Source organism: Corynebacterium freiburgense, from assembly GCF_030408815.1.
GTDB classification, from domain to species: domain Bacteria; phylum Actinomycetota; class Actinomycetes; order Mycobacteriales; family Mycobacteriaceae; genus Corynebacterium; species Corynebacterium freiburgense.
The window spans coordinates 1,677,350-1,697,291 of the sequence record NZ_CP047355.1 but is presented as its reverse complement, the minus strand read 5'-3'; the positions used below and the strand labels follow the sequence as shown (position 1 = coordinate 1,697,291).

The window sequence follows — 19,942 nt, the reverse complement described above, 5'->3', positions numbered from 1 at the left end:
CGATAATGGCTAGATAAAGCAGAGTAGTCCCTCTGAAATTAAAAACAGTGGTGGTGGAGAAGTACATGTACTTCTCCACCACCACTGTTTATTTAAAAGTATTTACCAGAAAGTTAATCCAGGTAATCCCTCAGGACTTGTGACCGAGAAGGGTGACGCAATTTCGACATTGTTTTTGACTCGATCTGGCGAATACGCTCACGGGTAACACCATAGACCTGTCCGATCTCATCGAGTGTGCGTGGCATGCCATCTGTCAAACCAAATCGAAGCTTTACAACGCCAGCTTCGCGCTCAGAAAGCGTTTGCAGTACATCCTGTAATTGGTCTTGCAACAAGGTAAACGATACTGCATCCACTGCAACTACAGCTTCAGAGTCTTCAATAAAGTCACCGAGCTGGCTATCGCCTTCATCACCAATGGTTTGATCAAGGGAAATGGGCTCGCGGGCGTACTGTTGAATTTCCAGTACTTTTTCTTCCGTAATATCCATTTCTTTTGCGAGTTCTGTAGGGGTAGGTTCGCGACCTAAATCCTGCAAAAGCTCACGCTGGATTCTGCCTAGTTTGTTAATAACTTCCACCATATGCACGGGGATGCGGATCGTTCGGGCTTGATCAGCCATAGCTCGGGTAATAGCCTGGCGGATCCACCAGGTTGCATAGGTAGAGAATTTATATCCTTTGGTGTAGTCGAACTTTTCTACAGCACGAATCAAACCAAGGTTGCCTTCTTGTATAAGGTCCAAAAACGCCATTCCACGACCGGTATAGCGTTTTGCTAACGACACAACCAGACGTAGGTTTGCCTCAAGAAGGTGATTTTTTGCTTTTCGGCCATCGCGCGCAATTGCGCGAAGGTCACGCTTTACCGCTGGGGTGAGTTTGGCTTCCTTATTGCCAGCTGCATAAGCTTCTTCCATTTCCTCCATACGGTGCGTGGCATAAAGGCCAGCTTCGATCCGCTTTGCCAATGAGACCTCTTGCTCCGCATTGAGCAGAGCAACCTTACCGATCTGTTTTAGATAGGCACGAACAGAGTCAGCTGATGCAGTGAGCTCAGCGTCTTTTCGTGCTTGCCGTAGTGCTGCAGACTCATCCTCATCCCATACAGACGAACCGTCATCATCCTCATCATTGACAGAGCCTTCGTCATCGTCTTCGTCGTCGATACGCTCATTATCTTCATCTGCGGGAAGCGGATCGGCATCATAATCATTGTCGTCATCATCGCTTGGAATCAAGACGTCGTAGTCATCATTGTCATCGATCAAATCATCTTCGAGTCCGGAATCCTGAAGCTGATCTTCCTCTTCAATGACCTTTGGCGCAGCCGCTTTTTTCGGTGTGGCTTTTTTCGTGGCCTTTGTGGTGGTTTTCTTGGCTGTTTTCTTTGCGGTCTTCTTTACAGCTTTTTTCGCAGTCTTTTTAGCCGCTTTTTTGGCGGCTTTTTTCGCAGTCTTTTTCGCTGTTTTTTTGGCAGCTTTCTTTACGGTTTTTTTCGCTGCAGTTTCTGTTGCACTGGTATCAGCCGATGCGGTAGTACCGGTTGGAGCTACTGCTTCAGTGCCAGCTTCTGTTGCGTCGGCTGAGGTTTGCGACGCTGCTGTTACTTTGCGTGCGGTGCGGGGTGCTGCTTTCCGTGCGGTTTTGCGCGCGGCTTTTTTCGCCGTCGTCTTTTTCACCGTTGTGGTGGTTCCGTTGTCGGTTTCTGCCGTTGTTGAGGGATCGGTGGCTGCCACGTACGCCCTTTCGCCTTGATTACTTAAAGTAGTGTGCTGCAAAGTCCACATAAATCGCAGTGCTGCCTGCAGTTTACGTGTGACATAAGGAGCACACTGAATGAATCAGTCAAGTACCCCGCGTCTCATTCAACCCTAGAATCAATAAGAATATTGGCTGGTTGTTTTAAAAAACATGAGCTGAATTGTGGTCCACGGATGACTTGTCTCCACAGTCAACACGCAAGTATAGAGCAAATTATTGTAATTGGTTGTGTGCCGTTAAGGTTTCAGTCCTTGTTCAACAGCTAACGCAGCGCCAACAATGCCTGCCGTGTTGCGCAATTGGGCTGGAATGACCGGAGTTTTGCACTCGAGGCGAGGCACCCATTTTTCATGTTTGCGAGAGATTCCTCCGCCGACAACAAACAGGTCAGGCCAAAAAAGCCGCTCAAATTCCTGCAGGACAGTGCTTACTCTCTTTGACCATTTCCCGTAACTAAGCTCTTCGCGTTCTTTTACTGCGGAAGATGCTTGGTGCTCAGCTTCAACACCATTTACTAAGAGGTGCCCAAGTTCTGTGTTTGGGAAAAGCTTGCCATCAGCCAAAAATGCCGATCCAATGCCGGTTCCAAATGTGAGAAAAATAACGGCGCCACTGCGTGATTTTTCGTCGCCAAAGGTTACCTCGGCGATGCCGGCGGCGTCGGCATCATTAAGTACGCTAATTTTGCGTTCACCAAGGTGCTTTGTAAACAGTGCTTGAACGTCAGTATCCACCCAAGTGGGGTCGATATTGGCGGCAGTAAAGGCTTTTTGTTCGTGGATTACCGAGGGCAATGTAATGCCCACAGGACCATCCCATTCAGCTTGGGTAATAATTTTATGAATGGTATCGGCTACCGCATCTGGGGTAGCAGGCTTTGGCGTGAGGATTTTAATGCGGTCCCCAATAAATTCGCCAGTATCTAAATTTACTCGGGCCCCTTTTACTCCTGAGCCACCTACGTCAATACCAAATCCGATGCGGGTCATGAGGATATTGTACTTGGCGTTAAACCTCGGGTGTTTTTGGGAGCTGGATTACACAAGGCTATGTGTATTTTAGGGGTAATCATTGAACTTGTCTCCGAAAATTTGATTGGTCTTTGTTCCATGGGGTGGGGGGACGTTGGTTTAGGTGCGCCTGATATGCGGTTGGCGAAGCTGGGCTGCCTGCGGTTTCCTGGTGGGTGGGCTGATTCTTTGAGTGCGTGTTTTTGAGTGCGTGGGCTGAAGGTGCCGAGGTTTCTCGGACAGGCGGCTGGTTTTCCGAGATTTTGCGCTGGAGTCCGGATCCGCAGGCTGCTTTTCCCGAGTGGAAGGTCTAGCCGTCTCCGCTTTCCTGGGGGGGGCGTGGGCTGGGCCTTCCAGGGGTTTTAATAGGCGCACCCTATCAAACTAGTGATGTTTGTATACCTAGTGTCGCAGATTCCATTAAAACAGCGAAAAAAATGGAATCTGTGACAGGTTCGCTACCTATCGTGTCACAAATTCCATAAAATCCGCCGAAAAAATGGAATCTGTGACAACACGCCCAACCAGCGCCTGAAAAGACTGACCAGCGCCAGAAAAGACCGACCGCCTCCCAACCAGACCCAACCAGACCCAACCAGACCCAACCAAATCCCAGCTCACTACAAGCGCACAACCAAACCACCGGCCAAAACCAGGCCAAAACCAGGCCAAAACCAGCCAGACTCGCTGGAACCCATAACACCACAGCCTCACCAGCCTCAAAAACCACAAGAGTCACAACAGTTTTCCCGAAAAACCAGAGCCAACCCCCAACACTCTCACCGGCCAACCCCCAACACTCTCACCGGCCAACCCCCAACATTCTCACTGGCCAAAGAGCCCTACAAACAAAAGGCGGTTCACCATATGGCGCGGAAGGCGGGTAGTCAGTATGGATTCCGGGGAGCACAATGGGGTGGTATGGACGTGTATGAGCTAGAAGATATTGCCGTTTCAATTGCCAGTGAGGCGGCAGATTTGATTCGTTCCAGTAGATCGGAACTTGGCGATGTGTCTGTTGGTATGCGTGTTAAAAGTTCGACGGTCGATCCGGTCACGATTGTTGATGAGGCCGCCGAGGCGTTTATTGCCGAGCGACTTGCAGCATTGCGGCCTTTAGATGGCTTATTGGGGGAGGAGGGGCATTCCAGGGAGTCGGAAAGCGGTGTGCAGTGGTGCGTTGATCCGATCGATGGAACGGTGAACTTCTTATATGGATTGCCTGCTTACGCAGTATCGATTGCTGCGGTATTGGATGGTCAGGCCGTTGCTGGTGCGGTAGTACAGGTGCCATGTGGAACGGTGTATGCGGCATCGCAGGGGCATGGGGCGTGGCGTCAACGTGTAGGCAGCGGCCGAGAAGCGTTATGGGTAAGCGCTGCTTCAGATATCCATCAGTGTTTAGTAGCTACAGGTTTTGCCTATACAAAGCAGCGGCGTAAACAACAGGCGGCACTGCTGGCGAAGATTTTGCCGGAGATTCGTGATATTCGAAGATTAGGCAGTGCTGCTTTGGATTTATGCATGTTGGCGGCTGGTGAGGTTGATGCGTACTACGAGCATGGGCTGAATCCTTGGGATTTTCTTGCTGGTTCGTTGATCGCCGCGGAGGCCGGGGCGGTAGTTTCGCAGCCGCTTATCGACGTCCCTGCCAGTGAGGGCAGACCAGTGCGTGCGGCGACACCAGCGGTAGCGCAAGCGTTTTTTCAACTTGTCGATGACGGCCCTATGCCGGTGCGGCTGTAGCTTGCTTGACCTGGGGAGACACGCCGAGAAAATCTGTGACGTGACAAAGACATATTTGTCGCCTAATATGCGCGCAGATACGTTGCACATCTTGGGCTGGCGCGCTTGCGGGCAGTCCAAACACAAAATCAATTACGGACAAAGGACCCAGCCATGCCAACTGACTATGATGCGCCTCGCCGTCGTGCAGAAGATGACTTGGAAACTGATTCCCTCGAAGGCCTGAAAGCAGCCGAGAACATCAATAACGACATGGACGATGACGGCGAAATCGTCGAACCTTTTGATTTGCCCGCAATTGACCTCTCTGGCGAAGAGCTCAATGTGACCGTTATTCCTCGACGCCAAGACGAATTTACATGTGGCAGCTGTTTTATTGTGCAGCGCCGAAACCGCATTTCCCATATTGAAGATGATGGGACGATTATCTGCCTCGATTGCGCATAGTGTTTGATTTTGTATAGCCGCAGCCATAGTATTGGCTGGGCTATCGCAAGCAAGGCCTCTAGAAATTTATATTCCACGGTCTCCATAGAAACCGTGGAATTTTTGTTGTGCTGAGATTATGTGACAACTACTTGGGGTTTGTGGTGATTTCTGGAAGAAAAGCGGCAACAAGTGATTCTGGGTCGCGGGAACCAATAAGCCAGTAAGGTGTTGGGTCTTCTGGGTCATCGAGCACGAGCATGACCATTTGTGGTACCCAACCATGTGAAATTACAAACGCTGCTGGGTCGAGTTGTTTCCCCATTGCATTGCGTTTCGCAGTTGCCGGCACGGTCAGCGCCGTTTTTACTACATCTGCAGGTAAAAGCGCATTATCGGCGCGAAGCCATCGAGTGCCTTCAGAGTCTTCCTCAACGGAAATAACAGTGGATGAGAGTGAAAGAAGCGACCAAATCGCAAGTCCGCCAAGGAGGATCGCTGGCCCATATAGCCATATCACGGAGCGGTTATGGGCGATTTGGGCGGTAATTAATGCCACAAGGAATCCACCGAAAATCCACCAATACCAAGGGACCCATTGGCGTTCTCGGTAGAGCTCCTGGGGAGGTTTCTCAGCGCTTTCAATCACAAAGCTTGAGTTTACTGCACAAGCTGAGAATGTGGCATAACACGACTCGAACAGGGGCTAGAGCGCCTGAAAAGATGTGTGGCAAAGATTTTCCTGCAATGGCTTATAAAACACGTACGCTGGTGACCGTGAATATTCAACAAGACAGTGGCACACAATTGCGTATACCCATTCGCCGCTTAGATAACGAACTGCCATTGCCGCAACGGGCTCACAGGGGTGATGCTGGGGTGGATCTTATGTCCACATCCGATCTCGAGTTGCAACCCGGGCAGCGAGCATTGGTTGGGACTGGAATTGCAATCGCATTACCACTTGGTTATGCGGGTTTTATTCATCCTCGTTCGGGGTTGGCGGCAAAGCATGGGTTGAGTATTGTGAATAGTCCTGGCACCGTGGATGCAGATTATCGTGGTGAGCTGAAAGTTTGTTTGATTAATCTAGATCCGCAGAATCCGATTGCGATTTCCCGTGGTGATCGCATTGCTCAGCTAGTGATTCAAAAAGTTGAGTTGTGTGAATTTACCGAGGTTTCGGAGCTGGATGCAACGCTCCGAGGCGATGGAGGATACGGTTCCACCGGTGTAGAAACCTTTCGGTGATTCGTTTCGAGTGTGTGAACAAGGTGCAGTAGGCTCGTCGATATAGTGACACCAATGCATTCTGCTGCACACAATTGATGTTCAGGAAGGAACAACGTGGCAATGTGGCCATTTGCAAAAAAGAAGGGTGAGGAAGCGGAGCCAGTATCACCAGCGCAGGTTGATTCAGTTGGTGAAGCGCAGCTCAATGGTCGGCATCCAGAAATGGATGCCGATATTGATGCTCCCGACCCCATTCATGATGCGGTGACTGGTGAAAGCGGCCCGTTTGATGCGGATTCAGTGGATATCGAAGAGTTCGATTTTTCTGACTTTTCGCAAGGGATTTTGAATCTTGGCAGCATGCAGATTCCGCTTCCATTTGGCTCAGAAGTACAAGTAGAAATGGGTGAGGCTGGCCCCCGTATCCTTCATATTGTGACCCAGTATGGTCGTATTACTCCGGTCGCTTTTGCAGCTCCACGTAATGCTGGCCAATGGCGGGAATCCACAAAGAAGATCGCTGAAGATATGCGCGGGGATGGCTTGCATGTTCGAGTCGAGCAAGGCCCTTGGGGGCGGGAAGTCGTGGGTCAAGGGCATGACGCTACAGTCCGCATTATTGGTGTCGACGGGCCAAGGTGGATGCTTCGTTTTACCCTTATTGCGCCTAGTGACCTGGCCGAAAAGATGACCGAATTAGGCCGTGAAGTTACAGCTCGCACTTTTGTTCGCCGTGGAGATCAGCCAATGATGGCTGGGACGTCATTGCCGGTTGCGCTTCCTGATGTTCTTGCGGATCAAGTGAAAAAGGCGATGATCCAGCGTGCGGAGCAGGCAAAGCAAGGTGCTATGCCACAATCGCAACAGCAGCAACAGCAGCAACAGCAGCAACAGCAGCAACAGCGACCGCAGTCGGCTGAGAATCTTCCCCCTGCACCAGCTGACCCACCGCAGCCGCCAACACCAACTCCGCCGCGTGGACCCGCTGCTTCGGCATTTCAACAAATGAAAGCAGAGCCTAGGTGAGTGACGTTGAAAAGGGGGGTTTAGAAGAGTCTCATAATTCCCATAATCCAAATCCAGCCCAATCGACCATATTGGAGCAAATGGGTGGATTCGGTGGGTTAGTTTCTTCAACTCTGCCGGTACTTGTCTTGGTACCAATAAATAATGCCTATGGTTTATTGCCAGCGCTTATTGCAGCTCTGGTTGTATCAATGGGTATTTTCGTGTGGCGTATTTTACGTAAAGAAAATCTACAGCCTGCGTTCTCTGCATTATTTGGTGTCGCGCTTTGTGCAGGTATTGCGTGGGCTGTGGGTTCAGCTAAAGGGTATTTCCTCTATGGCATTTGGATGTCATTGATTTTTGCTGTTGTCTTTGGCCTTTCCATTGTGGTCCGCTGGCCTTTGGTTGGGGTGATTTGGAAAGGTATTAATGGCGAGGGGATGCACTGGCGGTCTGTACCAGGGGCTCGCTCGGCGTATTCGATTGCCACACTTGGTTGGACTTTGGTGTTTAGTGCACGATTCATTGTGCAGAATCAACTATATGGCTCGGATAGTACAACGGCGCTGGCTATCGCCAAGATTGCTATGGGCTGGCCGCTAACCGGTCTAGTCACACTATTAACGGTGTGGGCGGTGCGTCGGGCGCGGCGTTGTATGGAAGAGGCGCGGGAATCATAAATGCTTGTCGGTGATTTCATTGAGGTGACGGTACAGCGCCCAGCACATGGCGGCGTGGGTATTGGTCATACGGATGCAGATGCTCGAACTGTATTAGTATCAGGTGGCTTTCCAGGGGATATCGTTCGCGCAAAGGTAACACAGGCTAAGCGGTCGTTTCTGCGGGTGGAAATTGAGTCAATTATCCAGCCGAGTCCAGGACGCGGCCAGCAGCGATGTGTTGCTGTCGCCAATGGTGCGGGATGCTGTGATTTCGGCGAATTGCTTCCAGCATTTGAATTGGATTTAAAAACCGCTATTTTGCAAGATCAATTGCAACGATTAGCTGGTATCGGGGAGGTTCCGGCCATAGAAGTGGTGGATCTTGTGCCAACGGAGGGTTGGCGGGTGCGCTGGCGCCTCGGGGTAGATGAGCAAGGGCGTGCAGGTGTGCGCCAATATCGTGGGCATAATGTGGTGTGGCAGCACCAATGTGTGCAAGCGCCAACGGGGTTATTGGATGGGATTGTAGGTCCAAAAGCGGCTCGTTTTTCGCCTAATACGGAAGTAATTGTTGCATTGGGTAGCGATGGCGCTCGTACCGTATGTGAATCGGCGAAGGTCAGCCGGGGGCGTCGAATAGAAACTGCCTTGCGAGTTTTAGAGGGCCCGAAGTTGGTGACGCAAAGTGTTGGTGCGGTAACCTTCCGCTTGCCTGCTACCGCATTTTGGCAAGCCCATTCGGGGGCACCCGAAATATATACATCGATGGCCCGCACATGGCTTACTGAGGCACTGAAACACTACACCCGTGTTGGGGTTGGCTGGGATCTTTATGGTGGCGTTGGACTCTTTGCACCATCTCTTATCGACGCCCTGACAACCACCGGTGGGCAACAGGTGCAGGTTTATTCAGTGGATAGTTCACCAACTGCAGCAAGAGACGGTAACCGAGCTCTTGGTAAGCTTCCCGTTAGGTTTTACCGAGGGGGCGTCGAAAAGCAATTGGGGCAATTACCTGCACCTGATGCGGTGATTTTGGATCCGCCAAGGAAAGGTGCTGGTGCAAAGGTGATTGCAGGAATAGCTAATGCTCATCCGCGTGCCGTCCTCCATATTGGGTGTGACCCTGCAACATTCGCACGTGATTGCGGAGCATGGCAGGAACATGGGTATCGGTTGACAAGACTCGCAATGGTGAACGCCTTTCCTGGCACGCATCACAGTGAAACCTTTGCTCTTTTCGAGCCGATTCATTTCGAAAATGACGGCCCATAACTCGGCCCTGCCCAGAATTCGCGGGTAGAATAGCCGCCATCACCGTTCATCCAGCCACCTCAGATAAAGGTCTTTGACGCACTTCATGGGAATTCTTGATCGTATTGCATCTCCAGCTGACCTCGCGGCCTTGTCGTATCAGCAATTAGAGGATCTAGCCGCAGAGATCCGTACTTTCCTTGTGGAAAAAGTCTCCGCCACGGGCGGGCACCTTGGGCCAAATCTTGGTGTTGTGGAACTGACAATAGCCATGCATCGGGTTTTCCAATCACCCAAAGATCCGTTTATTTTTGATACCAGCCATCAGTCCTATGTGCACAAGATATTGACTGGTCGGGCGAATGGTTTTGATACATTGCGTCAAAAAGGTGGCCTATCTGGCTATACATCCCGATCCGAAAGTGAGCACGATTGGACGGAGTCGAGCCACGCTTCTGCATCGCTTTCTTATGCCGATGGTTTAGCGAAAGCTTTTTCGCTTTCTGGGCAAACGCAACGGAAAGTCGTGGCCGTTGTGGGTGATGGTGCCTTGACAGGTGGTATGTGTTGGGAAGCGCTGAATAATATTGCCGCAAATCAAGACCGCAACCTTGTCATTGTGGTGAATGACAATGGCCGTAGCTATTCACCGACCATTGGCGGTCTGGCCAATAACTTGGCTGAGCTACGAATGCAGCCCTTTTATGACAAGGTTATGGAGCAAGGCAAATCTACCCTGAATTCTATGGGCTGGGTGGGTAAGCGAACCTTTGAAGTAATGCATGCGCTTAAAGAAGGCGTGAAATACACAGTCATTCCGACCGAGCTTTTCCCAGAGCTTGGAATGAAATCTTTAGGACCGGTTGACGGACACAATATAAAACAATTGGAGCATGCTTTCCGCTACGCGCGTGATTATGAAGGCCCGATTATTATCCATGTGGTTACGGAAAAAGGCCGTGGATATGCGCCAGCAGAAAATAACCAAGATGATCTTATGCACTCCACCGGGATTATTAACCCCGAAACCGGACTGCCGATAGAAATCTCTGGGCGGGGCTGGACTGATGTTTTTTCTGAAGAACTCATAGCCGCTGGCGAACGTCGTGATGACATTATCGCCATTACGGCAGCCATGGCAGGCCCTACTGGTGTTGCGCCATTCGGTGAAAAATTCCCAGAGCGGATGTTTGATGTTGGGATTGCGGAACAACACGCTGTAGCTTCGGCTGCGGGTCTTGCACTTGGTGGTATGCACCCCGTGGTGGCTATCTATTCCACATTCCTTAATCGGGCCTTTGATCAGCTGCTTATGGATGCGGCATTGCTCAAACTCCCTATGACGCTTGTGCTCGACCGTGCGGGAATAACTGGTAATGATGGCGCTAGCCATAATGGTGTTTGGGACATGGCAGTAACTGGTATTATCCCCGGAATTCGGGTGGCTGCTCCGCGTGATGGCGAGCAACTCAAAGAGCAATTCCAGGAAGCTTTAGAAATTACTACCGGGCCTGCGGTCATTCGATTCCCTAAAGGAACGCTGCCGGAAAATATCCCTGCAGTGGAAACACTCGATGACGGCGTGGATATCCTGGCATACCATGACGCTGACGATGCCGATGATGCGATCGATATTTTGCTTATTAGTGTTGGTGCCTTTGCACATATTGCAATAGCTGCGGCTGAACGCTTACGCAACTCAGGATGCAATGTAACGGTAGTAGATCCGCGATGGGTTATTCCTGTATCACCATCTATTCCCGCACTTGCTGCAGACCATGACTTAGTAGTCACACTTGAAGATGGTGTGATTCACGGCGGAATTGGCTCGTTTGTTTCCGAAGCATTAAGTGCCGCTGAAGTTGATACCCCGTTGCGTCGCTTGGCTGTTCCAGAGCAATTCCTTGAACATGCGTCTAGAAACGAATTGCTCCGTGAACTCGGCCTTGATGTAGCCGGTGTGGTGAGTGCGATTGACGAATGGGCCGATACTATTATTGCGAGCCAAGAAAGCGCTGAAACATAAGCACAATAGGCCGCTATCGTGTTGTTGGCGAAAACTCTTCGCTTAAAGCCGCAATAATCAAATCGACCTGCCATGCGCGGGCTTGGTGCTTTTCCAGGATGTGTGCAATATAAGCAGCGTGGTATTCACCGCGAACAGCAGCACACTCCCATGCGATTTCTTTGACCGTTGATACATGAATAATGCATTCAAGGGGTGTATTAACTCGGCGTGCGAGTGCTTGCAGAGCATTTCGGGCACGTTGATACCACTCAGTAACATGCGGGTAATGCTCGGTCCAATATTTACTTGGGGGAAATTCCGGTTTCGGAGGGGTTTTTGGTTTCGGCCATGAAGCTTTGGAAGAAGCAAGGGCATTTCGCGCTATCTTGCTCCACCGCCGTGTGTGTTTATCAATATACGATTGGCGTAAAATCTTGGCGATTTCTTCCGGAGTTGTGGCACATTGCTGTGCGATCGCAATAAGGTTTTTGTTTTTTAATACCTGATTTGGCGCAATATCGTGTTTTTGGCAGATTTGATTGCGGGTTTTCCATAACGCTCGGGCAATAGCAAGCTGTTCCGGAGAGCGTAATGCCCCTATTCCTTTTAAAGTTCGCCAATGTGCGTGCGGTAGCGGAATCGGTTCTGCCCGACCGGTAGCGGGGTCCTGAGTAGGGACCGTAAGGTTTTTCAAATACTCGAATTCCTCTTCGGCCCAGGCTAATTTGTTTTGCTGGTCCAGAATTTCAATGAGCGCTTCGCTAAGTTCAATGAGCTGTTCAACGTCCAGTGCAGCATAAATAACCCAATCTTCGGGAAGGGGAGTGATCGACCAGTTCTCACGTCCATGTCCCTTGGCAAGTTCCAAACCAAGAATATCTTTGGTCAGTTGACCCAAACTCGGTTGCGGGAAACCAGCAAGCTTGGCGGCTTTTTCGGTATCAATAATGCTTGCTGGATACAGCCCCAGTGCATGGAGTGATGGCAAATCGGATGGTGCCGCATGCAAAATCCACTCCAATGTATTAAGTACGGGTGCTAAATGAAACGTAAGTTCCTCGCGGTGATGTTCCGGCGCGAGTAGCAACGTGCCGACGCCCCGACGCCGCAGCTGGATAAGAAAGGCGCGGTCATCAGAACGGAAAGAATTTGCGCGTTCCGTATCAATAGCTACCGGACCAATACCATGCGAAAGCAACTCAGCAGCAATGGCAAATTCATTATTGCTTGAAAAAACGTTTGGAATTCCATCAGCAGGGAAGTGCAGCGGACTTGGCATGATTGTTCAGTGTACCGTCTGTGCTGGTGATATGGGTGAATAATCATAAACTTTGGTCTATAAATAATCATATTGTGGCTGAATAAATCGAAAGTTTGACAGAACTACTACAACTTAGGGTAGAGTGCGTAAGGGTTGCCTACCCAGTGTGGCGCTCGACGGCGCACACGATATCCCTTGAGTAAAGGAATGAACGTATGAAAATAGCCGCCCGTGTAGCCGCAGTAGCTGTGGCATCCGCATTGGTCTTGACCGGGTGCACTAACTCCGAACAAGATGCAGGTACGAAAGCATCATCGGTTGCGAGTTCCGGTGCTTCTGCTGCAAGCTCAGCAGCCTCCAGTGCTATGAAAGCTGAAGCGAATTACCCAATCACCGTTGAGCACAAGCAAGGATCAACGGAAATTGCTGCAGCACCAGAAAAGATCGTGGTTCTAGATTATTCCGCTTTGGATTACCTAGACACGCTGGGATACGGCGATAAAGTAGTCGGTGTTCCTACCGCAAAAGCAGCACCAAGCGTTGCTGATAACTACAAAGACGTCAAACAAGTTGGTTCTTTGAAAGAACCAGATATGGAAGCAATCGCAGGTTTGGAACCAGACCTTATTTTGCTGGGCTCGCGTAATGCGAAAACCTATCCTGATATGAGCAAGATTGCCCCAACAGTCGATCTTTCCTTTGATTATGAAAAAGCCGTAGCTGATACCGAGTCCAATGCCGGAACAGTTGGCAAGATTTTTGGTGTAGAAGATGAGGCAAAAGCGAAGTTTGCTGACATTAAGTCCAAGATGGATGAGGTGAAAAAGAAGGTCACTGATGCCAATGTAAATGCGCTTATCGTAATGACCAACGGTGGCGAACTTTCTGCTTACGGCGAAACATCTCGCTTTGCTTTGATCCACCAACTTGGTTTTAAACCTGCCGCTGAAGTAAAGATGGATGGCAGGCATGGTGAAGCCATCTCATTCGAATATGTGGCAAACGCAGATCCAGATTATATCTTTGTGATCGATCGCGATGCAGCCACTGGTTCTGATGGAAATACCGCAAAAGCAACGTTGGATAATGATCTGATTAAGGGCACCAAGGCTGCGAAGAATGACAAGATTATTTACCTTGATTCTTCGGACTGGTACCTGGTCGGCTCCGGCCTGACGACCTTTGGCAATATGGTTGATGCGGTCGGTAACGCCCTGTAACTTCAATGCGGAATCGATCTTTTGCATTAATACCGCTGGCACTTGTGGCATTGGCTGCAATGTCAGCGGTTAGCTTATTTCTTGGTGTAGCAGAAACCAATAACGATGTAGTACTTATTTCCAGGCTGCCGCGTACCCTTGCAATTTTGCTTTCTGGTGCCACTATTGCGGTAGCCGGATTGTTGATGCAATTGCTCTCTCGTAATCGGTTCGTGGAGCCTTCAACAGTAGGTACCACGGAGGCTGCGGCATTGGGTTTGCTTATTATTACGCTGACCTTTCCAGATTCACCGATTTGGGTGAAAATGCTTTGTGCTTCGGTCGCGGCACTTTTGGGTACGGCGCTGTTTCTTTCGGCTGTGCGAAGGGTGCCTAATCCTGGTGGGTTTACCGTACCGCTTATTGGCATTATGCTCGGCGGTGTTATTGGGGCAGTTGCTACATTTTTGGCATACCAATATGATCTGCTGCAATCTTTAGGTGCGTGGCAATTGGGTTCGTATGCGGGTGTTCTTCGCGGACGTTATGAATTGCTGTGGCTTATTGGTGTACTTGTTGTACTGGCATATATTGCCGCTGACCGGTTTACTATCTTAGGTCTAGGGCACAGCTACGCAGTTAACGCGGGTATCAATGCTAAGGCGATAGAGAATTTCGGCCTCATTATTGTTGCGGTTGTTTCAGCAATTGTAGTAACCGTAGTTGGGGCGATCCCATTTCTTGGGTTAGTTGTTCCAAATATTGTTTCTATGATTATGGGGGATAACACTAGGAAATCGCTTCCATGGGTTGCAATAACTGGCGCTGGATTATGTATGTTGTGCGACATCCTTGGCAGGGTGATACGGTACCCATTTGAAATTCCAATCGGTACTGTTATGGGCGTTGTTGGTGCAAGTATTTTCCTCACTATGCTTTTAAGGAGGAATGCTCGTGCCAGCTGACCACCACCAAATAAACCGGAAACGCACCCTGCTTACCTGGGCTATGCTTATCCTGGCAGTGATTATTGCAATCGTATTTGTAGTATTCGATCTGCCAAAGGCATGGCAATTCGTTATTGAACGAAGGATTGTCACTGCAGTTGGCCTAAGCGTTGTCGGTATTGCTATTGGTGCTTCTACTGTTTTATTCCAAACAATTACGGCAAATAAAATTCTTACCCCATCGCTTATGGGGTTCGATGCCATGTTTGTGCTTATTCAAACTGTAATAGTGTTTGTATTTGGAACCGTACTTTTTAATAATGCAGACACGCTATTTTTATTTGCTTTAAATAGTCTCACAATGATGGGGTTTTCTATACTCTTATTCTGGGTGGTATTTTCTGGCGGCCGTATGTCAATAGATTTGCTGCTTCTTATTGGAATTGTTGTGGGAGTGCTGTTCCGATCATTATCGGCATTGCTTGGTCGTATGATCGACCCCGGTGAATTTCAAGTACTGCAGGACCGTTTCTTTGCCACATTTTCATTTATTGACGTCCGGCTGCTTATTGTTACCAGTATTGTTACGTTATTGGTTATTACAGCTATTTGGATAAAACGCCGCACTTTCGATGTAATTCTGCTGGGTCGAGATCAAGCCATAAGCTTGGGTGTAAATTATCGCAGCGAGGTTATTTTCGCGCTGCTCGCATGTTCACTTTTGGTTTCAGCTTCTACCGCACTTGTCGGCCCGGTAACGTTTTTCGGGCTTATTGTTGCAAACCTTGCCTATATTATCGTTCGAACCGACCGGCATGCATGGACAATTCCAATGGCATGTGCTTTAGGAATGCTTTCGCTAGTAGCCGGTCAATGGATTTTGTCCCGCATATTTGCGTTTAATACATCACTTTCAGTGATTATTGAATTCCTTGGGGGCATTTTGTTCTTGTATTTATTGCTAAGCAAGAAAGGCTTAAGCCGTTGATTACCATTGAAAATGTCACTAAATCCTATGATGGAACAACGGTGGTAGATAATGTTTCTTTGGAAATACCCAAAGGCGGGGTAATTAGTGTTATTGGCCCTAATGGTGCAGGAAAATCGACGTTATTAAGTATTGTCGCCAGGCTTCTCGACGCCGACTCCGGCAAGGTCACCATAAATGGTATGGATGTCAGTAGTACCAAATCAAAAGATCTTGCTCGCACAATGGCAGTCCTTCGGCAGGAAAACCGGATAGCGGTCAGGCTCACAGTACGAGAATTAGTGGAATTTGGTAGGTTCCCGCATTCTGGCGGCAGACTCACAGCCGAATGCCACGAAGCTGTAGATCGTGCTATGGGTTATTTGGACCTTGGCGAATTTGCGGACCGTGCGCTCGATGAACTTTCCGGTGGGCAGCGACAACGTGCATTTGTGGCAATGGTTCTTGCGCAGGAAACGGAATTTGTATTACTTGATGAGCCGCTGAATAACCTCGACATTAAGCACTCGTTAGCAATGATGCGACTTCTGCGAAAAACGGCGGATGAGCTTGGTCGGACCGTGGTTATTGTTATCCATGACATTAACTATGCTGCCGCATTCTCCGACCATATTGTTGCGATGAAAAACGGCAAGCTTGTACATAGCTGTACGCCAAGGGAGTTTATGACTCCAGAAAATCTCGAATCCCTATACGAAGTTCAAATGCGTGTTATGGAAGTAGAAGGACACCCAATGGCGGTGTATTTCTAGCCTGGGTGCGTAATGACGCTGCGCCCGGCGCAGCGTCATAAAGCAAATTCTTAGCGACGTAACTCGGTGACACCAACTGGAGGCAGTCCCGCTGCATTCGCCAATACTTTTGCAAACGCCTCTACATGGGGGCGTAGGTCTTCTGCAACGGCAGTCCAGGAGGCGCGAAGCTCTAGTTGGAAGGCTCGCGGTGGACCACCTATATCGCCAAAGCGTACGGATGCGGTTGAGGTCACTGTGCCGCCCATATTTGTAAAATCGGCCTTGACCTTTGCTAATCCTTCTTGCAGCCAATCCCAAACCACTTCTGGTAGGAGTGGGTCGCTCGCTACTGCGGCATCGAGATCAGCCTGAATATATGCGACAAGGCGGAACACCCCCTCCCAGCCTTCTTCTGCTTGCGGATCATAAAGGAGAATCAAACGTCCGAACGCATCTCCATCAAGGGCGTCATGTTCAACTTCGAGGCCGATTGCGTGGCTTAACGGCGCGAGACGCTGAGGGGGGCGAATGGTACCCAGCGAAATCTCAGGACGTAGCACGGCAGAGTGCATAGACTCAACAGCATCACGAAAGAGTTTGGGCGCACTTTCAGGGGCGATCGAGCTCTTGGCTTCTGGGCGCAGTTTCGCATCTGTGTCGGTCACAAAGACAAAAGATAGTCGTCAAAGTTGCAAGTGGGGGAGAGGCGCGCCGCAAACCGCGTTTCGGTTCCATCAAAAGTTGGATAGTATCATTCGTAAGAAAGCTGGAATCTTGCTTGATACCAGCATGTATAGGATCTGAAGAGAGGGTAAGAAAATATGGCCGAAAAGATCGATTTTGCAAAGCTGAACAGTGTCCAGCAGTATACACAGTGGGCGGTGTTCCGTATTATTCCCGGGCTGCTCGGTGACAATAGAGACGAAATCATTGCCGAAGCCCGTGAATTCTTCAGCAAATTCGACTCCGAACACCCGGTCACAGTTCGTGGAATCTACGATATCTCTGGAATCAGCTACGACGCTGACTACATGATCTGGTGGCATGCGGAGGAAATTGCAGATATCCAACGCGTATACAACGAATTCCGCCGCACCACCACGCTGGGCAAATGCTCGGAAACATCATGGACCGGCACCGCTTTGCACCGACCAGCAGAATTTAATAAATCACATCTGCCGTCCTTTATTATGGGCGAAGAACCCGGCGCATGGATTACCGTATACCCATTTGTACGTTCCTATGACTGGTATCTAATGGATGAAAAGGACCGCCGCCGAATCCTTGCTGAGCATGGCCGCGCTGGCCGCGACTTCCCTGATGTTCGGGCAAATACAGTTCAGTCATTTGCCTTAGGCGATTTTGAGTGGATTTTGGCGTTTGAAGCGCCTGAATTGCACCGCAACGTTGATCTGATGCACCGTATGCGCTATACCGAGGCGCGTCTCCATGTTCGGGAAGAGATCCCATTTTTCAGTGGACGCCGCGTAGCAGATATTGCGGAGCTTATTGAAGTTCTGCCATAGCAGTATAAAGAGAAAACAATGGCCCAGGCATTCTACAGCCTGGGCCATTGCGCATAGAAGGAGCAGCCTCTACACGTGTGAATTACTCGGACGAGTTATCCGTTGGAGCAAATGTCAATGAAATAGAGTTAATGCAATACCGAAGATCGGTAGGTGTGTTGTAACCTTCACCGGCAAAAACATGTCCAAGATGAGAGTCACAATTAGCGCAAATTACTTCGGTGCGCACCATGCCGTGTGAGTAGTCGGTGCGCTCAATAATTCGGTCGCCTGCTAGTGGAGAGAAAAACGAAGGCCATCCACAATGCGACTGGAACTTCTGGTTTGAGCGGAACAATTCGATTCCACACGCCCGGCACGAATAAATTCCCTCATCAGTGGTATCCGTGTAAGCCCCTTTAAACGGAGCCTCTGTGCCGGCCTGGCGCAATACTCGGTACTCTTCGGCATTGAGACGCTCACGCCATTCAGCATCTGAAATCAATTTAAAATCGGTCATCAAAACTCCTGTGCGGAAAAGTGCTGGCATCAAGTACTAACCGCTGCGGGTGTAGTTAAATTCCCGACGCCAACAAATTATTGAAAACACCGCAGTTACAAGCAGAATCAAACCCCATCCAACAGTGCCACGGAATAAGTCAACCCAGCGGCCATAAATCTGCCAATCATCCCAGGCCCACAGGGTCGGTGAATAAAAGCAGTACACCGCAACCCACGATAGCCACGAATGCATGATAGAGCGCTCTAGTAGCACGGTAAACACCAAGGGGAACAACAGCATTGAGTAGTACATTTGCCCAAGCGATGATAGGAAAAATACTCCCGTCAATAACAACCCGGAAGTAGTGCAGGCCCAAAACAGTGGTTCACTATGGCGGTAGCGCAATAAAAACACCAATGCAATTATCACTGCCAACGCAAACAATATAAACCAAATATTTTTCTGCCACCCAGGCATGCCAAAATACACTGCAGCACCGGGAAGAGAACTATTTGCATAATCACGAACTTCCCCAAGATAGGGCATAGTCCGCGTCACATAATCATTCGCTCCAGGAATAAATGGCCAGGCAACTATATTGGCGGCTATTGGGACAATAACCCCAATACCTACCGTTGACCATTGGAAACGCACAAAAGGTAAAAATAGTAGAGGTGCGAAAAGCGGCTTAACTAAGATAGCTAGACCAAGAACCACTCCCGCGAGAATATTGCGTTTTCTAAGAAGGGCCCAAAGAAACACGACGAGGGCCAAGAGTAGCAACCCATTAATATTAGAAAAAATCAATGTGTTTTGGACCGCTTCTGTGCAGAAAGCGGCGGCGATTGCGGCGGGCCAAATAAAGGACCGCAGACTATAACCAAACACTTTGGTCAACAATCCCAATGCGCCAATAATTGCTATTGCATTTACTAGCACGAAGATAGTTCGTGCGGTAGTAAAATCCGCGATCATCCCAAGAGGAAATAATGCAAGGGTAGCTCCAGGATTATAGAGATAATGGGGATCCACATAAAAATATGTTTCGTTATATACCGGGACCCCTTCTACAGCTCGGCGCACAGCGTAATACACGGTAGAGAAATCGTCTGTGGCGTTTCCATTGACAGCCATAACGCCCAAAACATGGGTGGCAATAAACACGGCGAACGGCCAAAAAATTGCATTGCCGATATTATCCCAACGGGTACGGCGATTGCGTTCACCAAAAGCATCTGGGGCAGGAGAGCCTGAGACCCATATATTGTTTAGCTTGTCAATGATTTGAAAAGTCACCGCTTAACCCTATCGAAGAGCTGAGCGGAATAGGCAGATACACCCCGAAATAACAAAAAACCCTAATATGTCATTAGGGTTCTTTAAGTTTTGGAGCGGATGACGAGACTCGAACTCGCGACCCTCACCTTGGCAAGGTGATGCGCTACCAACTGCGCTACATCCGCATGTATCTGAAAGAAAAGAGCAGATACCACTCTCGTGCGCGATACTGGGATTGAACCAGTGACCTCTTCCGTGTCAGGGAAGCGCTCTCCCGCTGAGCTAAACGCGCGCAAAGCCCATAAAGAACTTGGAGCGGATGACGAGACTCGAACTCGCGACCCTCACCTTGGCAAGGTGATGCGCTACCAACTGCGCTACATCCGCATGTATCTGAAAGAAAAGAGCAGATAC

The 19,942-nt window shown here is 49.5% G+C and carries 19 protein-coding genes and 3 tRNA genes; 12 read left to right on the top strand and 10 right to left on the bottom strand.

The window, feature by feature from the left end:
- Nucleotides 1-113: 113 nt before the first annotated feature.
- Both CFREI_RS07680 and ppgK read right to left on the bottom strand, forming a co-directional pair.
- Complete coding sequence (locus tag CFREI_RS07680; protein WP_027012174.1) at nucleotides 114-1,742, bottom strand: RNA polymerase sigma factor; 1,629 nt, start codon at nucleotides 1,740-1,742, stop codon at nucleotides 114-116.
- A 261-nt stretch (nucleotides 1,743-2,003) separates the two neighbouring features.
- A complete protein-coding gene (ppgK, locus tag CFREI_RS07675; RefSeq protein WP_027012175.1) occupies nucleotides 2,004-2,756 on the bottom strand; it encodes a polyphosphate--glucose phosphotransferase in 753 nt (250 codons plus the stop codon).
- 888 nt (nucleotides 2,757-3,644) lie between these two features.
- On the opposite strand from ppgK, the gene CFREI_RS07670 reads away from it, so the two are divergent.
- Together CFREI_RS07670 and CFREI_RS07665 are read left to right on the top strand one after the other, a co-directional pair.
- Nucleotides 3,645-4,523, top strand: a complete 879-nt coding sequence (locus CFREI_RS07670; protein WP_027012178.1) for an inositol monophosphatase family protein — start codon at nucleotides 3,645-3,647, stop codon at nucleotides 4,521-4,523.
- 153 nt (nucleotides 4,524-4,676) lie between these two features.
- Nucleotides 4,677-4,970 (top strand): DUF4193 domain-containing protein, encoded by a 294-nt coding sequence (locus tag CFREI_RS07665; RefSeq protein WP_027012179.1) that lies wholly within the window; start codon nucleotides 4,677-4,679, stop codon nucleotides 4,968-4,970.
- 127 nt (nucleotides 4,971-5,097) lie between these two features.
- Here the strand turns inward: CFREI_RS07665 and CFREI_RS07660 are convergent, their stop codons facing one another.
- Entirely contained in the window at nucleotides 5,098-5,598 is a 501-nt protein-coding gene (locus CFREI_RS07660) for a DUF3093 domain-containing protein (RefSeq protein ID WP_027012180.1), read from the bottom strand.
- A 128-nt stretch (nucleotides 5,599-5,726) separates the two neighbouring features.
- On the opposite strand from CFREI_RS07660, the gene dut reads away from it, so the two are divergent.
- The 5 genes from dut (at nucleotide 5,727) to dxs (ending at nucleotide 11,132) form a co-directional block, all read left to right on the top strand.
- Nucleotides 5,727-6,200 (top strand): dUTP diphosphatase, encoded by a 474-nt coding sequence (gene dut, locus CFREI_RS07655; RefSeq protein ID WP_420834527.1) that lies wholly within the window; start codon nucleotides 5,727-5,729, stop codon nucleotides 6,198-6,200.
- 96 nt (nucleotides 6,201-6,296) lie between these two features.
- Nucleotides 6,297-7,208, top strand: a complete 912-nt coding sequence (locus CFREI_RS07650) for a DUF3710 domain-containing protein (protein ID WP_240483184.1) — start codon at nucleotides 6,297-6,299, stop codon at nucleotides 7,206-7,208.
- An 80-nt stretch (nucleotides 7,209-7,288) separates the two neighbouring features.
- On the top strand, nucleotides 7,289-7,870 hold the full coding sequence (locus CFREI_RS07645) for a DUF3159 domain-containing protein (RefSeq protein ID WP_051255907.1): 582 nt from the start codon (nucleotides 7,289-7,291) through the stop codon (nucleotides 7,868-7,870).
- On the top strand, nucleotides 7,871-9,127 hold the full coding sequence (locus CFREI_RS07640; RefSeq protein ID WP_027012183.1) for a class I SAM-dependent RNA methyltransferase: 1,257 nt from the start codon (nucleotides 7,871-7,873) through the stop codon (nucleotides 9,125-9,127).
- Nucleotides 9,128-9,212: 85 nt separating this feature from the next.
- Entirely contained in the window at nucleotides 9,213-11,132 is a 1,920-nt protein-coding gene (gene dxs, locus CFREI_RS07635; RefSeq protein WP_027012184.1) for a 1-deoxy-D-xylulose-5-phosphate synthase, read from the top strand.
- A gap of 13 nt (nucleotides 11,133-11,145) precedes the next feature.
- Here dxs and CFREI_RS07630 read toward each other — a convergent pair whose 3' ends face one another.
- Nucleotides 11,146-12,393 (bottom strand): HRDC domain-containing protein, encoded by a 1,248-nt coding sequence (locus CFREI_RS07630; protein WP_027012185.1) that lies wholly within the window; start codon nucleotides 12,391-12,393, stop codon nucleotides 11,146-11,148.
- Between the two features lie 197 nt (nucleotides 12,394-12,590).
- On the opposite strand from CFREI_RS07630, the gene CFREI_RS07625 reads away from it, so the two are divergent.
- The 4 genes from CFREI_RS07625 to CFREI_RS07610 are packed head-to-tail and all read left to right on the top strand — an operon-like array spanning nucleotide 12,591 to nucleotide 16,261.
- Nucleotides 12,591-13,595, top strand: a complete 1,005-nt coding sequence (locus CFREI_RS07625) for a siderophore ABC transporter substrate-binding protein (protein ID WP_035111446.1) — start codon at nucleotides 12,591-12,593, stop codon at nucleotides 13,593-13,595.
- A gap of 5 nt (nucleotides 13,596-13,600) precedes the next feature.
- Nucleotides 13,601-14,539, top strand: a complete 939-nt coding sequence (locus CFREI_RS07620; protein ID WP_035111449.1) for an ABC transporter permease — start codon at nucleotides 13,601-13,603, stop codon at nucleotides 14,537-14,539.
- Nucleotides 14,523-15,509: an iron chelate uptake ABC transporter family permease subunit gene (locus CFREI_RS07615; RefSeq protein ID WP_027012187.1), complete on the top strand. Its 987-nt coding sequence runs from the start codon at nucleotides 14,523-14,525 to the stop codon at nucleotides 15,507-15,509. Before CFREI_RS07620 ends, CFREI_RS07615 begins: the two co-directional genes overlap by 17 nt.
- The gene (locus CFREI_RS07610; RefSeq protein WP_027012188.1) at nucleotides 15,506-16,261 is read left to right on the top strand and encodes an iron ABC transporter ATP-binding protein; all 756 of its coding nucleotides are present in this window, start codon (nucleotides 15,506-15,508) and stop codon (nucleotides 16,259-16,261) included. The genes CFREI_RS07615 and CFREI_RS07610 overlap by 4 nt, the downstream gene beginning before the upstream one ends.
- 50 nt (nucleotides 16,262-16,311) lie before the next feature.
- Here the strand turns inward: CFREI_RS07610 and CFREI_RS07605 are convergent, their stop codons facing one another.
- Nucleotides 16,312-16,887 (bottom strand): DUF3000 domain-containing protein, encoded by a 576-nt coding sequence (locus CFREI_RS07605; RefSeq protein ID WP_027012189.1) that lies wholly within the window; start codon nucleotides 16,885-16,887, stop codon nucleotides 16,312-16,314.
- A gap of 177 nt (nucleotides 16,888-17,064) precedes the next feature.
- On the opposite strand from CFREI_RS07605, the gene hemQ reads away from it, so the two are divergent.
- Nucleotides 17,065-17,769, top strand: coding sequence for a hydrogen peroxide-dependent heme synthase (gene hemQ, locus CFREI_RS07600; protein WP_027012190.1), 705 nt, complete (start codon nucleotides 17,065-17,067; stop codon nucleotides 17,767-17,769).
- 82 nt (nucleotides 17,770-17,851) lie between these two features.
- On the opposite strand, the gene msrB is transcribed toward hemQ, so the two are convergent.
- From msrB to CFREI_RS07575, 5 genes are all read right to left on the bottom strand, one after another.
- Nucleotides 17,852-18,268 (bottom strand): peptide-methionine (R)-S-oxide reductase MsrB, encoded by a 417-nt coding sequence (gene msrB / locus CFREI_RS07595; protein WP_027012191.1) that lies wholly within the window; start codon nucleotides 18,266-18,268, stop codon nucleotides 17,852-17,854.
- A gap of 36 nt (nucleotides 18,269-18,304) precedes the next feature.
- Nucleotides 18,305-19,546, bottom strand: coding sequence for a glycosyltransferase family 87 protein (locus CFREI_RS07590; protein ID WP_205618444.1), 1,242 nt, complete (start codon nucleotides 19,544-19,546; stop codon nucleotides 18,305-18,307).
- 91 nt (nucleotides 19,547-19,637) lie between these two features.
- Nucleotides 19,638-19,713, bottom strand: a tRNA-Gly gene (locus CFREI_RS07585).
- A 35-nt stretch (nucleotides 19,714-19,748) separates the two neighbouring features.
- Nucleotides 19,749-19,820: transfer RNA gene (locus tag CFREI_RS07580), tRNA-Val, on the bottom strand.
- A gap of 19 nt (nucleotides 19,821-19,839) precedes the next feature.
- Nucleotides 19,840-19,915, bottom strand: a tRNA-Gly gene (locus CFREI_RS07575).
- Nucleotides 19,916-19,942: the final 27 nt, after the last annotated feature.